Below are 17,270 nucleotides of genomic sequence, written 5' to 3' on the forward strand. Positions count from 1 at the left end.
ACAGTGCCTTTTTTCAAAAGAGAGGTTTTTGTGTATGATTCTCAACCGGAATAGTCAGATTGTTGCTACGGAGCCGCCAAAGCCCGTACAGTATGCCATCTCTGCCTTGCAGAGAGATAAGAAAGCTGTATTCACAGAGACCGGAATGCCCGGCGGCGATATCGTTCTTGCAAAGGATAGTGACCTTCCGCCGGAGTGTTTCTGCCTGCAGGTGCATGAGGACAGACTGATGCTGACCGCCGCCGATGCCCTCGGCTTTGTATACGGTCTGTTTGAAATCAGTCGCCGTTTTCTGGGTGTGCAGCCCTTCTGGTTCTGGAACGATCAGAAATTTATCCAGACCGATGGCGTGACTGTGCCGCAGAATTTCACATATGAAAGCAAGCCCGCACGGGTACGGTACCGCGGCTGGTTCGTCAACGATGAAACTCTGATTTCCCACTGGAAGGTGGAACGCCGCAGCGAGATGCCCTTTGTGATGGTCTTTGAGACGCTGCTGCGGCTGGGCGGCAATCTGGTGATTCCCGGCACGGGCAAAAACGGCCACCGCTACCATGATCTTGCAGCGGATATGGGCCTCATCATCACCCACCACCATGCCGAGCCGCTGGGAGCCGAAATGTTTGTGCAGGCGTACCCGGAGCTGGAACCAAAGTTCAGTCTCTACCCGGAAAAGTTCCGCGCGCTCTGGCAGCAGGCCATTGACCGGCAAAAAAATACACCCACCGTCTGGAACATCGGGTTCCGGGGGCAGGGCGATAAACCCTTCTGGGAGGACGACCCCCAGTACGACACCCCGGAAAAGCGGGGCGCACTGATTTCCTCCCTCATCCGGGAACAGTATGATCTGGTCAAGCACAGCGACCCGCATGCCGTCTGCTGCACCAATCTGTATGGGGAGACTATGGAACTGTACCAGCAGGGCTGCCTTGATCTGCCGGACGAGGTGATCAAAATCTGGGCAGACAATGGTTTCGGCAAGATGGTCAGCCGCCGTCAGGGTAACAGCAATCCGCGTGTGAAAGCACTGCCTCCGCAGGGCGATACCGGTGCGCATGGTCTGTATTATCACGCATCCTTTTATGATTTGCAGGCGGCAAGTCACATTACCATGCTGCCCAACAGCACGGAGTTTGTCTGCGAGGAGCTGACCAATGCTCTCCGTCACGGTGTGGACGATTATTGGCTCATCAACTGCTCCAACGTCAAACCCCATGCATATCTGCTGGATTATATCGCCCAGCTCTGGCAGAACGGCACCGCCGACCCGGAGGGACACTGCATCGCTTATGCACAGGCTTACTACGGCAAAGCCAATGCCCTGCCCGTGGCAAAATGCCTTGCCGGATATGCGGACCATGCCGTATCGTACGGGGAACACCCGGACGACCATGCAGGTGATCAATTTTACAACCATGTGCCCAGGATGCTTATTACCCAGTTCCTCCGTGACCGCACCCAGCCCAGCGAGGACCTGAACTGGCTATGTGACCGTCCGGCTCTGAGCGGGCAGGCAGCATGGTGCGGTGAAAAATTCCGAGAAGCCATGCAAAACTATGAGCAGTATCTTCGCCAATGCGAAGCTACTGCTGCCACTCTGACTGGTGCCGCACGGACACTTTTTCAGGATACGCTTTTGATGCAGGCACAGCTCTACACATTCTGGGCAGAGGGCGGCGAGGACGTATGCGCAGCACTGGAGGCCGGTTTCGTGGGCGACTGGAAGCATTGCTTCTATCAGGCAGGCCGGGCAAAAAATGCCTACACTGCCGCAAATGCTGCCATGCGGAACCGGGAACATGGAAAATGGATTGACTTTTACGCCAACGAGTGTCAAACTGATGTTAAACAGTCGGCACAGCTTTGTGGTTACCTGATGAGCTTTGCACGTACAATGGGCGAAGGCCCGCATTTTTACGAATGGATGCGGGAGTTTAACGACAGCGAAGCGGACCGCCGTGTGATGCTGATCCTGAACACGGACAATCACCCGGATGATGACACCCTTTGGCGGCTTATGGAGCAGCACTGGGGGCAGTAAACGAAATGTGAGGAAAGGCCATGTTCCACCGAGCCAAAAAACAGTTTCTTGATTTACCGCTGGCACAGAAATTTGTCGGTATCTTTGCGGTACTGACCCTGCTCAGCGGTGCGCTGATGATCGGCGCACTGCATTTGGGACTTTCAGTCTTTGAGGAAAAGTTCTATGAGAAATCCCTGCAGGAACTGGATTTTTTCGTGCAGAAGGTGGACGATGATATTCAGGGCATTGACACCCTGACCCGCAGCATCGCCGTGGATTCCACGATTCAGCAGCAGATGAACGCCCTTTCAAACGCAGACCCGGAGACAGCAAATTACTATTATCTGCTCACAGGCATCCGCCCGCTCCTGCTGGAAAAAATCTATCAGGACGGGCAAATCAGCAGCCTGCAATATACCGATCTGTATGGACATACACTGACCATCGGGCAGGATATGCCCGACCCCGGTGCGGCCCGGTTGACCGCCCTTGAAATGTCGCTGAACCAGACCCCCGGCGGCTTTACACTGGTGTCATCCGACAGTGCAGACTATCCGTACATCCTCTGTGGGCGGAGAATCTTGCGCAGTCAGGACATGAGCCTGAAAAAACTGGGCACCGTTGTGGTAGCACTGAATGTCGGGAAATTGCTGGACAATGAGATTCACCGCCTTTCCAGCAAACCATCTGAACTGTATCTGTACAATTGTCAGACGCTGGTTTATCACAGCGGTAAGGCGGCGGATGCCGTTGTGCTGCCGGACAGCGCACAGGGTTATAAGATCCAGACCTTGAGCGGCAAGAAAAAATTCATCTGCTGGCAAACCAGTTCACTTACTGGACTTCGGCTATGCAGTGTATTTGACTACCATGAAATCTATGGCCAAATCAATGCGGCTCGAAATGCCCTGATATTCGGTGAATGTGCGATTCTGCTTCTGTTTGCATGGGTGCTTCTGCATATGGCGCGCCTTGTCACAAAGCCAATCCATACTCTGGGCGAAGCGGTGCAGACGGTTGACCAGCAGGAGGGTAACTTTGCAGCAGCCCGCGCCCTGTTGCCGAAAGACATCTCGGCAGATGAAATTGGCACATTGACAAAAGAATTTGATTCCATGCTGGGCAAGATCGACACACTGATCCATGAGAATTACGAAAAACAGATTCTCCTGCAGGAAACCCGGTATAAGATGCTGCAGGCACAGATCAACCCGCACTTCTTATACAACACCCTCGGAACGCTGAACTGGCTGGTCAAAGCAGGCAACCGGGAAGATGCCTGTAAGATGATCGTCAGTCTGGGCGACATTCTCCGTGCCGCCCTCAGCCCGCGCCAGAATTCTACCGCGGCAGCAGATGTACAGCTGGCAGGCAGTTACATCGCCATTCAGCAACTTCGCTATAAGAGCCGTGCGGAGTTTACGCTGACGGCATCCGGTGAACTGGAGCAATGGTCCTTGCCGCACTTTACCTTGCAGCCGCTTGTAGAAAACGCAATCCATTATGGCGTGGAGGACAGTGATGAAGTTTGCAAAATCGATGTGATCGTGCAAGCAGAGGATGATACCTTGACATTGATTGTTCACAATACTGGAAAGCCTGTCAAACCAGAGAAGCTAACTAAGATACGAACCTTCACAGTCAAACCGCAGGGACACGGCATTGGCTTGAAAAACATCTACGAGCGGCTGTCTATGCTTTACAAGGCCTTTGGGTTTGATTTTGACAGTGATGAATCCGGCACGACGGTCAAAATTGTACTGAAGCAGGAAAATCTGGCCGTTTCGGAAGATATTAGTGATACTTCTACCGCTTTACCGCAATAAATTTCGCAAAACAATATTGACGCACCTACACTTTCATGATACCCTTTATTCCAAATCCTGCTGACAAAAGTGGTGGTTCTCACCGTGATAACCACCACTTTCAGTGGACGATTGCCCAGAAAGAACGTACCGCCCGCAACACACCCGATTCATTTTGCCGCCGATTCACCCGACAAAATCATCGCTGCGCTGCGTGGGCGGTATTTTTCTTTTATGGGAAACGCACCTTGAAAATTTCATGAGCCGACCGGACGTGATACCGACTTTTCGTCAACGCCGCTGTACAAACAGGGGCAGGAACTTCGTTCGGAGCAAACGGTGACTCCCTTACATGAGCAGCATCACCTCTACTTATTTTTGCGTCTTAACAATTCGGAAACATTTGTTGAAAATGCGTTTTGAGCGCAGCGGTAGAGGGCAAGAACCGTCCCGTGGCCACAAATTTTCAATTCTTGAAAATGTTGTGCTCCACCGGGACTTCACTTCTTCAATGCGTCTGCATTTCCGAAGTGATCTTGTTGGGGCGTGCCTGCCCCAAACCCTGCTCATCATTCGTGCCTTGCGGCACGAATGGAACGGCGTGTCGTGCTTACATAACTTCACCGAGGAGTTATCGAACAGACAGGAGGTACAATGACCAAAACGAATGTTCAACTGACCCCTAGCAATTCCCAGCACCACGACACGCCGAACAACAAAACGCACGTCATCAAGTTCCGTGTGACAGCGGAGGAAAAAGCGTCACTGGAACTCACTTGCAAACTCCTGAATCTCTCCCTCTCCACTTTCATCCGCCGTGCCATCCACAACGTCAAGATCGAGAAAACGGTCATCGTTGCCGGCGGCGGAGAAGAAACCCTGACCGCTGTTTCCACCCTGCTTGCCCAGTGCAACAAGGTGGGCGGCAACCTCAACCAGCTTGCAAGGCACTTCAATTCCGGCGGTGCAGACACCGAGCAGATCCGGGCGAAACTCCTTGACGAACTTGCAGACCTGACTGCATTCCGGCTCAGCGCCGAGAAAGTTCTGGGTGAACTGTATGGCAACGCTCAAGCATATCAGCTCTAAGAACTCGGATTACACCGCCATCGAAGCGTACCTCGTTTACCAGCACGACGCGTTCACCGGAAAACAGCTTCTGGACGAACAAGGCAGACCGAAGCTGCGGGAATCCTACCTGCTCGATACCCTTGAGTGCGGCGATTTCTCGTTTGCAACAGCCTGTCTGCTGGCAAACCGCAAGTATGGCAAGAACACCCAGCATGGTGATATCAAAAGCCACCAGTATATCATCAGCTTTGACCCAAGAGATGCAGCCGACAACGGCTTGACCATGGAAAAGGCACAGGCACTTGGTCTGAAATTCTGCGAAGAAAACTTCCCCGGTCATCCCGCCATCGTCTGCACCCACCCGGATGGGCACAACCATTCGGGAAACATCCATGTCCACATCGTGATCGGCAGCATCCGAATGCGCGAGGTGGAACGCAAGCCCTATATGCAGAAGCCCCGTGACTGGCTAGAGGGCATGAAGCACTCCAGCACAGCCCAGACCATGCGGCACTTGCGTGTTGAGGTCATGGAGCTGTGCGAGGGTGCCGGACTGTACCAGATCGACCTGCTCAACGGCTCGAAAGAGCGCGTGAGCGAAGCCGAGTATTGGGCGCGCAGGCGTGGCCAGTTGAAACTTGACCGTGAAAACGCAGCCCTTACCGCAGCCGGACAGCAGACAACACAAACGAAGTTTGAAACCTCAAAGAAAACCTTGCGGAGACAGATTTCGGAGGTTCTCAATGTTGCAACGAGTTTTGAAGATTTCTCGGACAGGCTCTTGCAGCAGTACGGCATTACCGTCAAGGAAAGCCGTGGACGGCTCAGCTATCTGCCTGCTGGAAGGACAAAGTTCATCCGGGCGCGCAGCATCGGTGACAAGTTCGAGAAAGAACTTGTGCTTGCCGCTCTGAAAGCCAATACCGAACGCAAGCGCACTATCCAGTCCAAGTCTGACCGCATCGGGAAACTGCTCGATATTCAGGCGAAGCTGAAGCAGGGTAAGGGCATCGGCTACGAGCGTTGGGCGAAAAAACACAACCTCAAAGCTATGGCACAGACCTTGATCCTCTTGCAGGAAAATGGTCTGCTCAACGAGGACGCACTCGACCAGAGAATTACAGAGCTTGATACCAAGTTCCACGATTCGCTGGCAGTGGTGAAAGATCTCGAAGGTCGCATGAAAGCCAACAAAGAGCTGCGCTATCATGTCGCAGCCTACGCCAGCACCAAGAACATCGCCCAGCAGTTAAAGACCGCCAAGTGCCCCGCAGCCTTTGAGGAACAGCATCGTGCAGAGCTGACAGCGTACCGAGCGGCAGCAGCCTATTTCAAGGCAAACAACACCACAAAGCTGCCCAGCCCGAAAAAGCTGGAAGCCGAGTATGCACAGTTGGCATCCGAAAAGGCAAAGTTCTATGAGCAGTACAAAGAAGCCAAGGAAGAACTGCTCAAGCTGAAAACCGCAAAGCAGAACGTTGCGTCCTTTTTCCGGGAGGAAGAACAGGCGCAGCAGGAGAGATAAAGGAGTGTGCGTATGATCAACTTGAAAATTGACCCGGAGTTCCAGTCCCAGATCCCTCCACTGACCGATGATGAATTCAAGCAGCTTGAAGAAAATATCCTGAAAGAGGGCAAGCTGCTCTCTCCTTTGATTGTTTGGAATAACACCCTTGTTGATGGTCACAACCGTTATGAAATCGTTCAGGAACATCCCGAAATCTCCTTCTCCACGATGCCGCTCCCGTTTGAAAGCAGAGAAGAAGTCCTCGCATGGATCTGCAAAAACCAGTTGGGGCGGCGCAACCTTACACCGGAGCAGAAGAAGTTCCTCATTGGAAAGCAGTACAGTGTGGAACATCGAAAGCCCGGTGGAAACGGCAACAACCAGCACACGACGTCTTCCAAGAAAACCGCCCCGGAGGAATTGTGTCAAATTGACACAATTCCTCCCACTGCCACAGATACAAGCGTCCGCAAGCAGATTGCAGAGCGGAACAACGTTAGCGAATCCTATGTTGTCCGCTCGGAAAAGTTCATGCGGGGCGTTCAAATCATGGATCAGATGATACCCGGTATGCAGGAGAAAATTCTGTCCGGGCAGTTCAAAGTCCGTGATGCCGATATGCACCGTCTTGCCAGGGCAGATTTTCCGAACCGCAAGCAGATCGTGCACGAAATTCTGCACCCGGAGGAGCGCCCTGCTCCGCAGAAACGCATCTACGGAATCAACTATTCTGCGCTGGAAGCTGCCGTCCGGCGAATCCAGCAGGATGTTGATTTCCTGATGAAGTATCTCCCCAAGGTGCCTGATGATGCCTATGTGAAAGTGGAGACCACGAAGATCCTGAAGCAGCACAAGGCGTATATGGCACAGTTTGAAGAAATGCTGAACGATGAAAAAGTCGCATAACGACAGGCACTTGTAAGCCATCAACGAGCCACCAGCCGCAAGTGCAGGGCGGAAAGCATCCGCGCCCTTGCGCCTGACATGAAATTGGAACTTTGATTTTCTTGCCCGGCTTTGCCACGGTGGGACAGTCAAAGGAGCGTGCGTTTGAACAAAAAGAAAAAGTCCACAAACACTTCCCCTTACCCCGATGAAGTCATCGACCGTCTGGCACGGGCATTCTACCCGGCCATCCTTGCCTGCTGGAACAGCGAGGAAGGCCAGCGGGAGTTTGCTGCATGGCAGGCGGAGCAGGCTCATCATGCCCCCAGCAAAGAGAAACAGAGCGTTCCCGACGGGGAACGCCCTGTTGTACATATCGTTGTCGTAGGTGGATTTTTCAGGGTGCGTCCGGGTGGGCGCACCCTGTTTTTACGTTTAGTCCTCTAGTCCGTGACTACCAGCCGCATTCTTCAGATACTCCTCTGGCTCACCGTTCAGAATCAACTCAGCATACGCCAGCGGGTCATTATAGATGAGGTAGTCCAATTCAGTCCGCTGTGCCATAGTGACATCCAGTGCATCCTCGACCCCGGTGCAGTTGATGGAAATTTTTCTCCCATCCCGGAGCAGCAGCTCCACACAGCCGGTGTCCATGTTAAAATGACAGGCTCTTGCATCGTACTTCATAATCGTGTCCTCCTGAAATCACTGTCTGGCTTGTATCGGTCAATCTATGATTTCGGATTTCGTCTTCTGTCGGAAACCGCTATTGAGCTTTCCGAAGAAAACAAATAATCCGAACCCATCTCCTATTGGAAATAAGTTCGGATTATTTTTGTCTGGTCGGAGTGGCGAGACTCGAACTCGCGGCCTCCTGCTCCCAAAGCAGGCGCGCTACCAACTGCGCAACACCCCGGCGGTGATACCTAAACAGTATACCTTTTTTTGGGCGCGGAGTCAATCCCGGGGCAGAAAAATCAGGACTTGGCGCCGCAGCAGCCGCAGCCCTCGTTGACGGACGGGAGGCTCTGGGCCAGCTGCTCGAGGGTCACGCTGTCGATGTACTGATTGATGACCTCGTCGAGGCCCGCCCAGAAGGGCAGGGTGAAGCACTGGTCGGACATGGGGCACTCGTTGGTCACGCTGCCGAGGCAGGGGATGGGGGCGACGCTGCCCTCGATGGCCCGCAGGATCTCACCGGCGGTGTAGTCGGCGGGGGCCTTGGTCAGGCGGTAGCCGCCCTGACTGCCCCGCTCGCTCTTGACGAGGCCCACGCGGGCCAGCGGGGTGACGATTTGTTCGAGATATTTCAAGCTCAGCTGTTGGCGCTCGCTGATCTCCTTCAGGGAGACGGTGGTGCCCGGCGCATAGCGGGCCAGCTCGGCCATCAGCCGCAGCGCATAGCGGCTCTTGGTGGAAAATTTCATAGCGGTCTCTCTCCTTATTCGTCTTTCAGTATACCACGGCGTCCCGCTTTTGGAAAGTGAAAAAACCTTCCTTTCGGCAGCATCCGAGGGGGACCGGGAAAAATACCGCGAGAGGGAAGCGGCATCTTGCGAGAGCAAAAAATATCTGTTATCATAAGATGATACAACAAGAGACGATAAGGAGAGACACCTATGATACAGAAGATCGACCCCGCAGCCGCCATCCGTCTGCTGGACGCGAAAAAGGCACAGGCAGTGGACGTGCGGGAGCCGGATGAATACGCAGTGGGACATATCCCGGGGGCAAAGCTGCTGCCGCTGGGCGAGGTGATGAGCCGTGCCGCTGAGGTGCTGCCCGATAAGGATGCGCCGTGGCTGGTCTACTGCCGCACCGGACGCCGCAGCGCGGATGCAGCCCAGAAGCTGGATGCGCTGGGGTATACCAATATCTATGACCTCGGGGGCATCCTCAGCTGGCCCTATGAGATCGAGGGGGACTTTGAGGGGCATTTCTGAGAGGGATTGCGCGCTGGTGGCGCGGGGGTAGAGCGCGGTTACGCGGGGTTAAGTTCTCTTTTGCGTGCCAAAAGAGAACCAGAAAAGCACCCGCTACTTTCGAGGCGCGGGAGGCACGAATCAAGGGCTGCTCGCCCTTGATAATCCCGGAGGAGTAGTCGAAGTACAAAAATGCTAGCCGCTTCGCTAAACGCATTTTTTGTACTTCTCCGGTTTACGGCTCCGCCGATGGTGTTACGTTTTCGCAGAACTTTACGTTCTGCAAGGGCGTAAAGTCTGCTGCGAAGCAGCAAATGGGAGAAACGAGAAAAAAGCGTTAAGCGCAGCGGCTAGCTTTTTTCCGTTTCGACTTCCACATTGGAATTGTTAAGGGCGAGCAGCCCTTAACTCGTTGCGGGGAGAGTGGAGTCCAGAGGTAGGGAGGGGGGAGTCGAAACACCCCTCCCTGCCTCTGGCCCGCGCGGAGCGCAAGCCACTTGACAATAAGAAAAAACCTGCCCCGCGCCACCAGCGCAAAATCTCACTTAAAGAAAACCAAGCCCTGCTGCAACAGTGCTCCGCCCTGCGCCGCAGGCGCATACGCCCGCTTGACGAAAACATATCCCGCCGAAAAATCAATTCACCCTAAGAAGTCTCACCTCACAGAAAGCAGAAAGGTCAGAAGATGTTTACTGCCAAACAGTTCGCCGGCACCCACTGCGGCTGCCGCTACCAGCAGGACTACCGCCCCACGCTGGGCCGGGACGGTAAAAAAGAGTCTGGCACATTGGAGGTCATCAAATTCTATTACGACGGTGCCATCCGGATGGAGCAGCACTGCTATGGCGAGGCGGCGACCTTCGTGTTCGGCGTCTGGGCCAAGGGGATGGACGCCGACGGCACCCTCCACTGGGCACTGCCCGACCGCCGCAAGAGCTACTACGACGAGGACTATCTGCCCAAGAAGCTGGACCGGGTGGACGAAGAGGGAAACCTCTACTTCGACGGCAGCCCCTTCCCGTGGCGGCTGGCCGACGACTTCGCGGAAGACAAGCGCTGGGGCTACCCGAAGTGGAAGGTGTTGCTGGGAAAACTCACCGGAAAAGGCCTGAAATGTGACTGAATCACGAAATTCGAGTATTCCCATTGACATACTAGGGAATGATATGATATAACTATTCCGTCAAATGGAATCCATGCGGGTGCGCCCCGGCCCCCGAGAAGGCGCGGCGTACCCACATTTCAGCAGAAAGGAATCATTCCTATGGAAAACACAGAAAAAGTGGTTTATCTGGATAACGCTGCTACCACCGCCTGTGCCCCCGAGGCTCTGGCTGTGATGGTCGAGGCCCTGAGCGGTGCCTGCGGCAACCCCAGCAGCCATTACAGTGTGGGCTATGAGGCCAAGGAATTTGTGGATAAGGGCCGCGCACAGGTGGCAAAGGCCATCAACGCATCCCCGGCCGAGATCTTCTTTACCGGCTGCGGCTCTGAGGCCGACAACTGGGCGGTGAAGGGCACTGCCTTCACCAAGGCACGCCAGAACAAAAAGCACCTCATCACCAGCGCGTTCGAGCACCACGCCATCATGCACAGCATGGCCGCTCTCGAGCGTATGGGCTTTGAGGTCACTTATATCAAGCCCACCACCGAGGGCTATATCCGCCCCGAGGACGTCGAGGCTGCCATCCGCCCCGACACGGCCCTCATCAGCATCATGATGGCCAACAACGAGATCGGCACCATCCAGCCCATCAAGGAGATCGCGGAGATCGCCCACAAGCATGGCATCTGGATGCACACCGACGCCGTTCAGGCAGTCGGTGCGATCCCCGTGGACGTCAAAGAGCTGGGCGTGGATATGCTGTCCATGAGCGCTCACAAGTTCAACGGCCCCAAGGGCATGGGTGCACTCTACTGCCGCAAGGGCATCTGGCCTCAGAACCTCATCGACGGCGGCAGTCAGGAAGCACGCCACCGCGCAGGCACCGAGAACGTCGCCGGCATCGCTGGTATGGGCAAGGCCCTCGAGATGGCCACGGAGCATCTGGAAGAGCGGATGGCCCACGAGAAGGTGCTGCGCGATTACGTCATCGACCGTGTCCTGAAGAACATCCCCGAGGCACGCCTGAACGGCGGCCTTGAGCACCGTCTGCCCGGCAATGTGAACATCAGCTTCCCGGGTCTGGAGGGCGAGACCATCCTGTTGGACCTCGATATGCACGGTATCTGCGCCTCGACCGGCTCTGCCTGCAACTCCGACAGCCTCGATCCCAGCCATGTCCTGCTGAGCATCGGCGTGCCGGAGGAGATCGGCCACGGTTCCATGCGGTTCACCTTTGGCCCGCAGAACACCATGGAAGAAGCAAAATATCTGTGCGATGTGCTGGAGGAGGTCATTCCCCGCCGTCGTGCTATGAGTTGTATGTGGCTGCAGGGTCAGAACACGGCCCGCCAGTTCAGCCTGAAGGGAGATAAGTAAAATGGCAGGTATGTATAGCGCAAAGGTCATGGAGCATTTTGCACATCCGCACAACGTGGGCGAGCTCCCCGATGCAAACGGCGTGGGCGAGGTCGGCAATCCCAAGTGCGGCGACATCATGCGGATGTACCTCAAGATCGAGAACAACGTCATCGTTGATGTCAAGTTCCTCACCTTCGGCTGCGGCGCAGCCATTGCCACCAGCAGCATGGCCACCGACCTCATCAAGGGTAAGACCGTGGACGAGGCTCTGAAGCTGACCAACAAGGCTGTTGTCGAGGCTCTGGAAGGTCTGCCTCCCATCAAGGTCCACTGCTCTGTTCTGGCTGAGCAGGCCGTCAAGTCGGCGCTGTCTGACTACTACCGTCGTCAGGGCATCGACCCGGAACCCATCGTGGGCAAGCTGGAAGAGGACTGCGACCATTGCAGCGGCGAGAGCTGCGGCCGCTGAGATGTCCCCGGCTCGATAATTGAATAAGCAAGGCCCGGCGGATGCTGTACAAGCGTCTGCCGGGCCTTTTTTGCACCCCGGAGGCGGGCGGTGCATAGGATAGCGCACCGAGGATAGGGGGAGGGGATCTTGCAGTGGAAGGACGGAAGCAGTTTGCGGTGGTGGGCGGCGACGCCCGGCAGGCGGCAGCGGCCCGGGCGCTGGCCCGGGCAGGGTACAGTGTGGGCGGGCCGGAGAAGATCGCGGTGGCGGATTATATCCTGCTGCCTCTGCCGCTGGACGCGGCCCGGACGCCGCTGGCCGAGCTGCTGCGGGCCGCACGGCCCGGCACGCTGGCGCTGGGCGGGATGCTCTCGGCGGAGGCGAAGGCCATCGCTGCCGAGGCGGGGGTGGAGCTGGTGGACTACTTCGCCCGGGAGGAACTGACCATCCGCAATGCCATCCCCACGGCGGAGGGCTGCATCGGCATCCTGATGGCGGAGCGCAGCCGCACCCTGTGGGGCAGCAGCATCCTCCTCACCGGCTTCGGGCCGGTGGGGCAGGCGCTGGGCGTCCGGCTGGGGGCGCTGGGGGCGCAGGTGACAGCGGCGGCCCGCCGTCCGGCCCAGAGGGCGCTGGCGGAGAGCTTCGGGCTGCGGAGCGTGGCCATCGGACGGCTCGGGCAGCTGGCCCCGGCCTTCGACACCGTGGTGAACACCGTCCCGGCGCAGGTGCTGAGTGCGGAGGTGCTGGCCCGGCTGCGGCCGGAGAGCCTCATCGTAGATCTGGCGTCCCGCCCCGGCGGCACCGACTTTGAGGCCGCCCGGCGGCTGGGCCACAGAGCCATCCATGCGCTGAGCCTGCCCGCCGCCTGTGCGCCCGAGACGGCAGGGGAGGCGGTGGCCCAGACGGTGTGCGAGATGATCGGGCAGAGGGAGGAAGCATGATGAGAGGAACGAGAACGCGCTGCGCGGCCTTTGCGGTCTGCGGCAGCTTCTGCACGCTGGATGCGGCGCTGGATGCGGCCCGGGCGCTGCGGGGGCAGGGGTGGGAGCTTCTGCCGGTGATGAGCTTTGCGGCGGGGCAGGACACCCGCTTTGGCCGGGGGGCGGGCTGGCGGCAGCAGCTCGAGGGCCTGACCGGGCATCCGGTGCTGGATACCTTGCAGGCCGTCGAGCCTCTCGGCCCGCGCCGCCTGGCCGATGCCCTCGTCATCGCGCCCTGCACCGGGGCCACGCTGGCCCGGCTGGCCGAGGGTCTTTCTGATACGCCGGTGACACTGGCGGCGAAAAGCCTGCTCCGGGTGGGAAGCCCCATCGTGGTGGCCGTCTCCACCAACGACGGGCTGGGGGCATCCGGGGAGAACATCGCCCGGCTCTACCAGCGCAAGCACTATTATTTTGTGCCTTACGGGCAGGATGACCCGAACACGAAGCCCCAGAGCCTCAAGGCGCGGTTCGAGCTGCTGCCCCAGACCCTCGAGGCGGCGTTGGAAGGACGGCAGCTGCAGCCGGTATTGCAGTGTCCATGTGGATGAGAAAGCTTTTCAGCCGGGGAAAAGTGTGGTATACTAACAGCATCTATGAAGATTTGTGGAGAATGAACGAATGAAAAAATACCTCGCTGCGCTTCTCACAGCGTTGCTCCTGCTCTGCACGGTCCTGTCCGCCGGTGCCGTCGGCCCGGCCCTGACGGCGACGGAGGCCTACTGCATCCTTGATGCAGACACCGGCCTTGTGCTGGCGCAGCAGAATATGAACGAAGAGCTGCACCCGGCGTCCATCACCAAGGTGATGACGCTGGGCCTTGCCTGCCAGAAAGCGCAGGGGAACTGGGACGGCGTCAAGCTTACCGTCTCCCACGAGGACGTCTACTCCCTCGCGGGCACCGATTCCAGCCACATCGCCCTGCAGGAGGGCGAGGAGGTGCCCTTGCAGGATGCGCTCTACGGTACCATGATCGCCAGCGCCAACGACGGCGCGAACCTGCTGGCCGAATACTTCGGCGGCGGCACCATCGAGGGCGGCGTGGCGGCGATGAACGCGCAGGTGGAGGCACTGGGCCTTGAACACACCCACTTCGCCAACCCCCACGGCATCAGCAACGACGACCACTACACCAGCTGTTACGACATGGCCCAGATCCTGCGATGGGCACTGGAGCAGCCGGGATTCGAGACGGTCTTTACCCGCAACGAGATGTACACCATGCAGCCCACGAACGTCCAGCCGGTGACCCGCTATTTCTCCCAGCAGGACAAGATGCGGCTGCATTACAGCAGGTATTATATCCCTGCCATCCTCGGCTCAAAGATCGGCTACACCAACATCGCCCGTTACAGCTACGTCTGCCTCGCGGAGCAGAACGGCGTCCGCCTCATCTGCGTGACCATGCAGAGCCAGACCAAGCCCGATAAGTACAGCGATGTCCGCACCCTGCTGGAGGATGCGTTCGCCCGCTTCACGAGCTACACCGACCTGCCCGCGAAGGGGCTGACCGAGGAGCTGGAGGTCGTGGGCGGCGGCGGGACGCTGGGCCGCGTGACCGTCACCGACCCGGGCGTCCGGCTGCTGCTGGCCGACGGTGTGACGGCGCAGGACGTCTCGGTGTCGCTGGAGCTGCCCGAGCGGTACGTTCTGGGTGCTTCGCCGGAGGCGTATGCGGTGTATACCGTCAGCGGCGGGGACAAGCAGGAGTCGGTGGGCGTCCGGGTCCCGGCGGTCATCACCGGGCTGGACGAGCTGCTGGACGCAAACGTGGGCCGGGAGCTGGAGACCGCCTCCGACGTCCGGCCTGCCAAGACCGCCGGAATGCTCATCCTCATCTCGCTGGCCTGCACGGCTGCTGCTGCGGTCGTCACGGTGGGTGTGATGAGGCTGCTGCGCCGCCGGAACAGAAAGACCCGGAAGCGCTGAATCTACGCGCAAAAGCCGCAAAAAGGCTTTTCCATATACAACAGATCGACAAAAAACGATAAAACAAAACAGAGAGGAAAATCATTATGGGTAAGTTCACGTTTACGCAGACCGAGATCCCCGGTGTCGTCGTCATTGAGCCGCAGGTGTTCGGCGATGACCGCGGCTACTTCATGGAGACGTATCAGAAGGACCAGTTCGCCGAGGCCGGCATCGACAAGGAATTTGTGCAGGACAACCAGAGCCGCTCCACCCGCGGCGTGCTGCGCGGCCTCCACTTCCAGAAAGAGCACACGCAGGGCAAGCTGGTGCGTGTGACCAAGGGCGAGGTCTTTGACGTTGCCGTGGACTGCCGCCCCCACAGCGCCACCTTCGGCAAGTGGGTGGGCGTGACCCTCTCCGAGGAGAACAAGAAGATGTTCTATATCCCCGAGGGCTTTGCCCACGGCTTCCTTGTGCTGAGCGATGTGGCCGAGTTCTGCTACAAGTGCACCGACGTCTACGACCCCACCAGCGAGGGCGGCATCCCCTACGATGACCCCACCGTCAACGTCCAGTGGCCCGACTGCGGCTGTGAGCACAAGACCAGCGCCAAGGACAAGATCCACGAGCCGTTTGCCGCCCAGAAGTTCGAGTATTTTGAAAAGTGGTGATCGCCGGTGAAAAAGCTCAAGGCAATGTTCAACGGCCTGTGGTGCTACCGCTATCTGCTGTGGAACCTCGTCAGCCGTGACTTCAAGCTCAAATACCGCCGCAGTGTGCTGGGTGTGGTGTGGAGCGTGCTCAATCCCCTGCTTATGTGTCTGGTGTACTGGGCCGTGTTCAGCAGCCTGATGGATATGCGGGGCAGCGGCATCGACAACTTCCCGGTCTTTTTGATGTGCGGCCAGCTGCTCTTCAACTTCTTCAATGAGGCTACCTCCACCAGCATGAGCAGCGTCCTCGGCGCGGCCTCCCTGCTCAAGAAGGTCTATATCCCCAAGTACGTCTTCCCGCTGGAAAAGTGCTGCTTCGCCATGGTCAACTGCGTCTTCAGCTTCGTGGCGCTGGCGCTGGTGATGGTGTTCACCGGCAGCCCTATCCACATCACGGTCTTTGAGGCGCTCTACCCGCTGGTGACGCTCTTCTTCTTCAGCCTCGGCGTGGGCCTCTTCCTCGCGGCGGCGACGGTGTTCTTCCGGGACATCATGCACATCTGGAGCGTCTTTATCACGGCGCTGCTCTACTTCTCCGCCATCTTCTACGACCCCACCCAGATGACCTTCTCCATCGGCGGCTTCAATATGCAGCAGATCATCAAGCTGAACCCGATGTACTGGTATATCACGGGCTTCCGCCGCACCCTGATGTGGGGCATCCCGCTGGACATCAATATGTTCCTCGTCTGCGGCCTGTGCGCCGTCGTCTCGATGCTGGTGGGCGTCCAGATGTTCCGCAGGACACAGGACCGCTTCGTGCTGCATATATAAGGAGGAGAGAACGATGGAACCTATCATCAAAGTGGACAATGTATCCATGTGCTTCAATCTCTCCACCGAAAAGCACGAGAGCCTGAAGGAATACCTCCTTGCCATGGTGCAGGGGCGCTTGCAGTACGATGAGTTCTACGCCCTCAGGGACGTGAGCCTCGACATCATGCCCGGCGATTTCTACGGCCTTGTGGGCCTGAACGGCTCGGGCAAATCCACCCTGCTCAAGACCATCGCGGGCGTGTATAAGCCCAGCAAGGGCAAGGTGACAGTCAACGGCACCATTGCGCCCCTCATCGAGCTGGGCGCAGGCTTCGACATGGACCTGACTGCCCGGGAGAACATCTACCTCAACGGCACGGTGCTGGGCTTCTCGCCCAAGTATCTGGACGAGAAATTTGACGAGATCGTGGAGTTCAGCGAGCTGCAGAACTTCCTCGACGTCCCGCTGAAGAACTACTCCTCCGGCATGGTGGCCCGCATCGGCTTCGCCATCGCCACCATCACCAAGCCCGACATCCTCATCGCCGACGAGGTGCTGTCGGTGGGCGACTTCCTCTTCCAGCAGAAGTGCGAGAAGCGGATGAAGGAGCTGATGGCAGGCGGCACCACGGTCATTCTGGTGTCCCACTCCATCGAGCAGATCGAGCGGATGTGCAGCAAGGTGGCATGGCTGAGCCACGGCCGCCTCAGGATGAACGGCGACACCCAGACCGTCTGCAACGCCTACAAGGCCGTGCAGCGGGGCGAGGCATAAAGCG

Annotated in this window: 18 protein-coding genes and 1 tRNA gene; 16 read left to right on the plus strand and 3 right to left on the minus strand. The window is 57.6% G+C overall.

Translation table 11 applies throughout. The annotated features are described in order from the left end of the window. Positions 1-34 precede the first annotated feature (34 nt). The 6 genes from MTP38_RS01600 to MTP38_RS01625 all read left to right on the plus strand — a co-directional run bounded on the left by MTP38_RS01600 (position 35) and on the right by MTP38_RS01625 (position 7,738). A complete protein-coding gene (locus tag MTP38_RS01600; protein WP_242983660.1) occupies positions 35-2,041 on the plus strand; it encodes a glycosyl hydrolase 115 family protein in 2,007 nt (668 codons plus the stop codon). A gap of 20 nt (positions 2,042-2,061) precedes the next feature. Further along, positions 2,062-3,849, plus strand: a complete 1,788-nt coding sequence (locus MTP38_RS01605; RefSeq protein ID WP_112122119.1) for a sensor histidine kinase — start codon at positions 2,062-2,064, stop codon at positions 3,847-3,849. A 633-nt stretch (positions 3,850-4,482) separates the two neighbouring features. Then, complete coding sequence (locus MTP38_RS01610) at positions 4,483-4,917, plus strand: plasmid mobilization protein (RefSeq protein WP_249234043.1); 435 nt, start codon at positions 4,483-4,485, stop codon at positions 4,915-4,917. Then, positions 4,889-6,424 carry a relaxase/mobilization nuclease domain-containing protein gene (locus MTP38_RS01615; protein ID WP_249234044.1) on the plus strand — a complete coding sequence of 512 codons (1,536 nt, stop codon included), beginning with the start codon at positions 4,889-4,891 and terminating at the stop codon, positions 6,422-6,424. The genes MTP38_RS01610 and MTP38_RS01615 overlap by 29 nt, the downstream gene beginning before the upstream one ends. Positions 6,425-6,436: 12 nt before the next feature. Next, a complete protein-coding gene (locus MTP38_RS01620; protein ID WP_112122116.1) occupies positions 6,437-7,312 on the plus strand; it encodes a hypothetical protein in 876 nt (291 codons plus the stop codon). A 144-nt stretch (positions 7,313-7,456) separates the two neighbouring features. Then, positions 7,457-7,738 (plus strand): transposase, encoded by a 282-nt coding sequence (locus MTP38_RS01625; protein ID WP_242983659.1) that lies wholly within the window; start codon positions 7,457-7,459, stop codon positions 7,736-7,738. Here MTP38_RS01625 and MTP38_RS01630 read toward each other — a convergent pair. The 3 genes from MTP38_RS01630 to MTP38_RS01640 all read right to left on the minus strand — a co-directional run bounded on the left by MTP38_RS01630 (position 7,727) and on the right by MTP38_RS01640 (position 8,718). Continuing rightward, positions 7,727-7,978 carry a DUF6061 family protein gene (locus tag MTP38_RS01630; protein WP_112122115.1) on the minus strand — a complete coding sequence of 84 codons (252 nt, stop codon included), beginning with the start codon at positions 7,976-7,978 and terminating at the stop codon, positions 7,727-7,729. The genes MTP38_RS01625 and MTP38_RS01630 overlap by 12 nt on opposite strands. 153 nt (positions 7,979-8,131) lie before the next feature. Then, positions 8,132-8,207 (minus strand) — tRNA-Pro (locus MTP38_RS01635). A 61-nt stretch (positions 8,208-8,268) separates the two neighbouring features. After that, entirely contained in the window at positions 8,269-8,718 is a 450-nt protein-coding gene (locus MTP38_RS01640; RefSeq protein WP_227621476.1) for an RrF2 family transcriptional regulator, read from the minus strand. A gap of 192 nt (positions 8,719-8,910) precedes the next feature. Here MTP38_RS01640 and MTP38_RS01645 point away from each other — a divergent pair, with 192 nt between their 5' ends. The 10 genes from MTP38_RS01645 (at position 8,911) to MTP38_RS01690 (ending at position 17,266) form a co-directional block, all read left to right on the plus strand. Beyond that, positions 8,911-9,234: a rhodanese-like domain-containing protein gene (locus MTP38_RS01645; protein ID WP_249234045.1), complete on the plus strand. Its 324-nt coding sequence runs from the start codon at positions 8,911-8,913 to the stop codon at positions 9,232-9,234. Between the two features lie 664 nt (positions 9,235-9,898). Further along, a complete protein-coding gene (locus tag MTP38_RS01650; protein ID WP_249234046.1) occupies positions 9,899-10,336 on the plus strand; it encodes a hypothetical protein in 438 nt (145 codons plus the stop codon). Between the two features lie 141 nt (positions 10,337-10,477). Then, positions 10,478-11,695, plus strand: coding sequence for a cysteine desulfurase family protein (locus tag MTP38_RS01655; protein WP_249234047.1), 1,218 nt, complete (start codon positions 10,478-10,480; stop codon positions 11,693-11,695). A 1-nt stretch (position 11,696) separates the two neighbouring features. Beyond that, positions 11,697-12,146, plus strand: coding sequence for a Fe-S cluster assembly scaffold protein NifU (gene nifU / locus MTP38_RS01660; protein WP_227621771.1), 450 nt, complete (start codon positions 11,697-11,699; stop codon positions 12,144-12,146). Between the two features lie 134 nt (positions 12,147-12,280). Next, positions 12,281-13,072, plus strand: a complete 792-nt coding sequence (locus tag MTP38_RS01665) for an NAD(P)-dependent oxidoreductase (RefSeq protein ID WP_249234048.1) — start codon at positions 12,281-12,283, stop codon at positions 13,070-13,072. Further along, positions 13,072-13,662: a dipicolinate synthase subunit B gene (locus tag MTP38_RS01670; RefSeq protein ID WP_249234650.1), complete on the plus strand. Its 591-nt coding sequence runs from the start codon at positions 13,072-13,074 to the stop codon at positions 13,660-13,662. The genes MTP38_RS01665 and MTP38_RS01670 overlap by 1 nt, the downstream gene beginning before the upstream one ends. A gap of 70 nt (positions 13,663-13,732) precedes the next feature. Then, entirely contained in the window at positions 13,733-15,040 is a 1,308-nt protein-coding gene (locus MTP38_RS01675; protein WP_249234049.1) for a D-alanyl-D-alanine carboxypeptidase family protein, read from the plus strand. Between the two features lie 86 nt (positions 15,041-15,126). Next, positions 15,127-15,693: a dTDP-4-dehydrorhamnose 3,5-epimerase gene (gene rfbC / locus MTP38_RS01680; protein WP_249234050.1), complete on the plus strand. Its 567-nt coding sequence runs from the start codon at positions 15,127-15,129 to the stop codon at positions 15,691-15,693. Positions 15,694-15,699: 6 nt separating this feature from the next. Continuing rightward, complete coding sequence (locus MTP38_RS01685; protein WP_227621766.1) at positions 15,700-16,509, plus strand: ABC transporter permease; 810 nt, start codon at positions 15,700-15,702, stop codon at positions 16,507-16,509. 13 nt (positions 16,510-16,522) lie between these two features. Next, the gene (locus tag MTP38_RS01690) at positions 16,523-17,266 is read left to right on the plus strand and encodes an ABC transporter ATP-binding protein (protein ID WP_227621765.1); all 744 of its coding nucleotides are present in this window, start codon (positions 16,523-16,525) and stop codon (positions 17,264-17,266) included. Positions 17,267-17,270: the final 4 nt, after the last annotated feature.

Origin of the sequence: Faecalibacterium sp. I3-3-89, from assembly GCF_023347275.1 — a bacterium.
Lineage (GTDB): Bacteria > Bacillota > Clostridia > Oscillospirales > Ruminococcaceae > Faecalibacterium > Faecalibacterium butyricigenerans.

Coding starts and splice junctions, on each gene's coding strand:
- MTP38_RS01600 (WP_242983660.1), top strand. CDS start 35: ATGATTCTCAACCGGAATAGTCAGATTGTTGCTACGGAGCCGCCAAAG.
- MTP38_RS01605 (WP_112122119.1), top strand. CDS start 2,062: ATGTTCCACCGAGCCAAAAAACAGTTTCTTGATTTACCGCTGGCACAG.
- MTP38_RS01610 (WP_249234043.1), top strand. CDS start 4,483: ATGACCAAAACGAATGTTCAACTGACCCCTAGCAATTCCCAGCACCAC.
- MTP38_RS01615 (WP_249234044.1), top strand. CDS start 4,889: ATGGCAACGCTCAAGCATATCAGCTCTAAGAACTCGGATTACACCGCC.
- MTP38_RS01620 (WP_112122116.1), top strand. CDS start 6,437: ATGATCAACTTGAAAATTGACCCGGAGTTCCAGTCCCAGATCCCTCCA.
- MTP38_RS01630 (WP_112122115.1), bottom strand. CDS start 7,978: ATGAAGTACGATGCAAGAGCCTGTCATTTTAACATGGACACCGGCTGT.
- MTP38_RS01640 (WP_227621476.1), bottom strand. CDS start 8,718: ATGAAATTTTCCACCAAGAGCCGCTATGCGCTGCGGCTGATGGCCGAG.
- MTP38_RS01645 (WP_249234045.1), top strand. CDS start 8,911: ATGATACAGAAGATCGACCCCGCAGCCGCCATCCGTCTGCTGGACGCG.
- MTP38_RS01650 (WP_249234046.1), top strand. CDS start 9,899: ATGTTTACTGCCAAACAGTTCGCCGGCACCCACTGCGGCTGCCGCTAC.
- MTP38_RS01655 (WP_249234047.1), top strand. CDS start 10,478: ATGGAAAACACAGAAAAAGTGGTTTATCTGGATAACGCTGCTACCACC.
- nifU (WP_227621771.1), top strand. CDS start 11,697: ATGGCAGGTATGTATAGCGCAAAGGTCATGGAGCATTTTGCACATCCG.
- MTP38_RS01670 (WP_249234650.1), top strand. CDS start 13,072: ATGAGAGGAACGAGAACGCGCTGCGCGGCCTTTGCGGTCTGCGGCAGC.
- MTP38_RS01675 (WP_249234049.1), top strand. CDS start 13,733: ATGAAAAAATACCTCGCTGCGCTTCTCACAGCGTTGCTCCTGCTCTGC.
- rfbC (WP_249234050.1), top strand. CDS start 15,127: ATGGGTAAGTTCACGTTTACGCAGACCGAGATCCCCGGTGTCGTCGTC.
- MTP38_RS01690 (WP_227621765.1), top strand. CDS start 16,523: ATGGAACCTATCATCAAAGTGGACAATGTATCCATGTGCTTCAATCTC.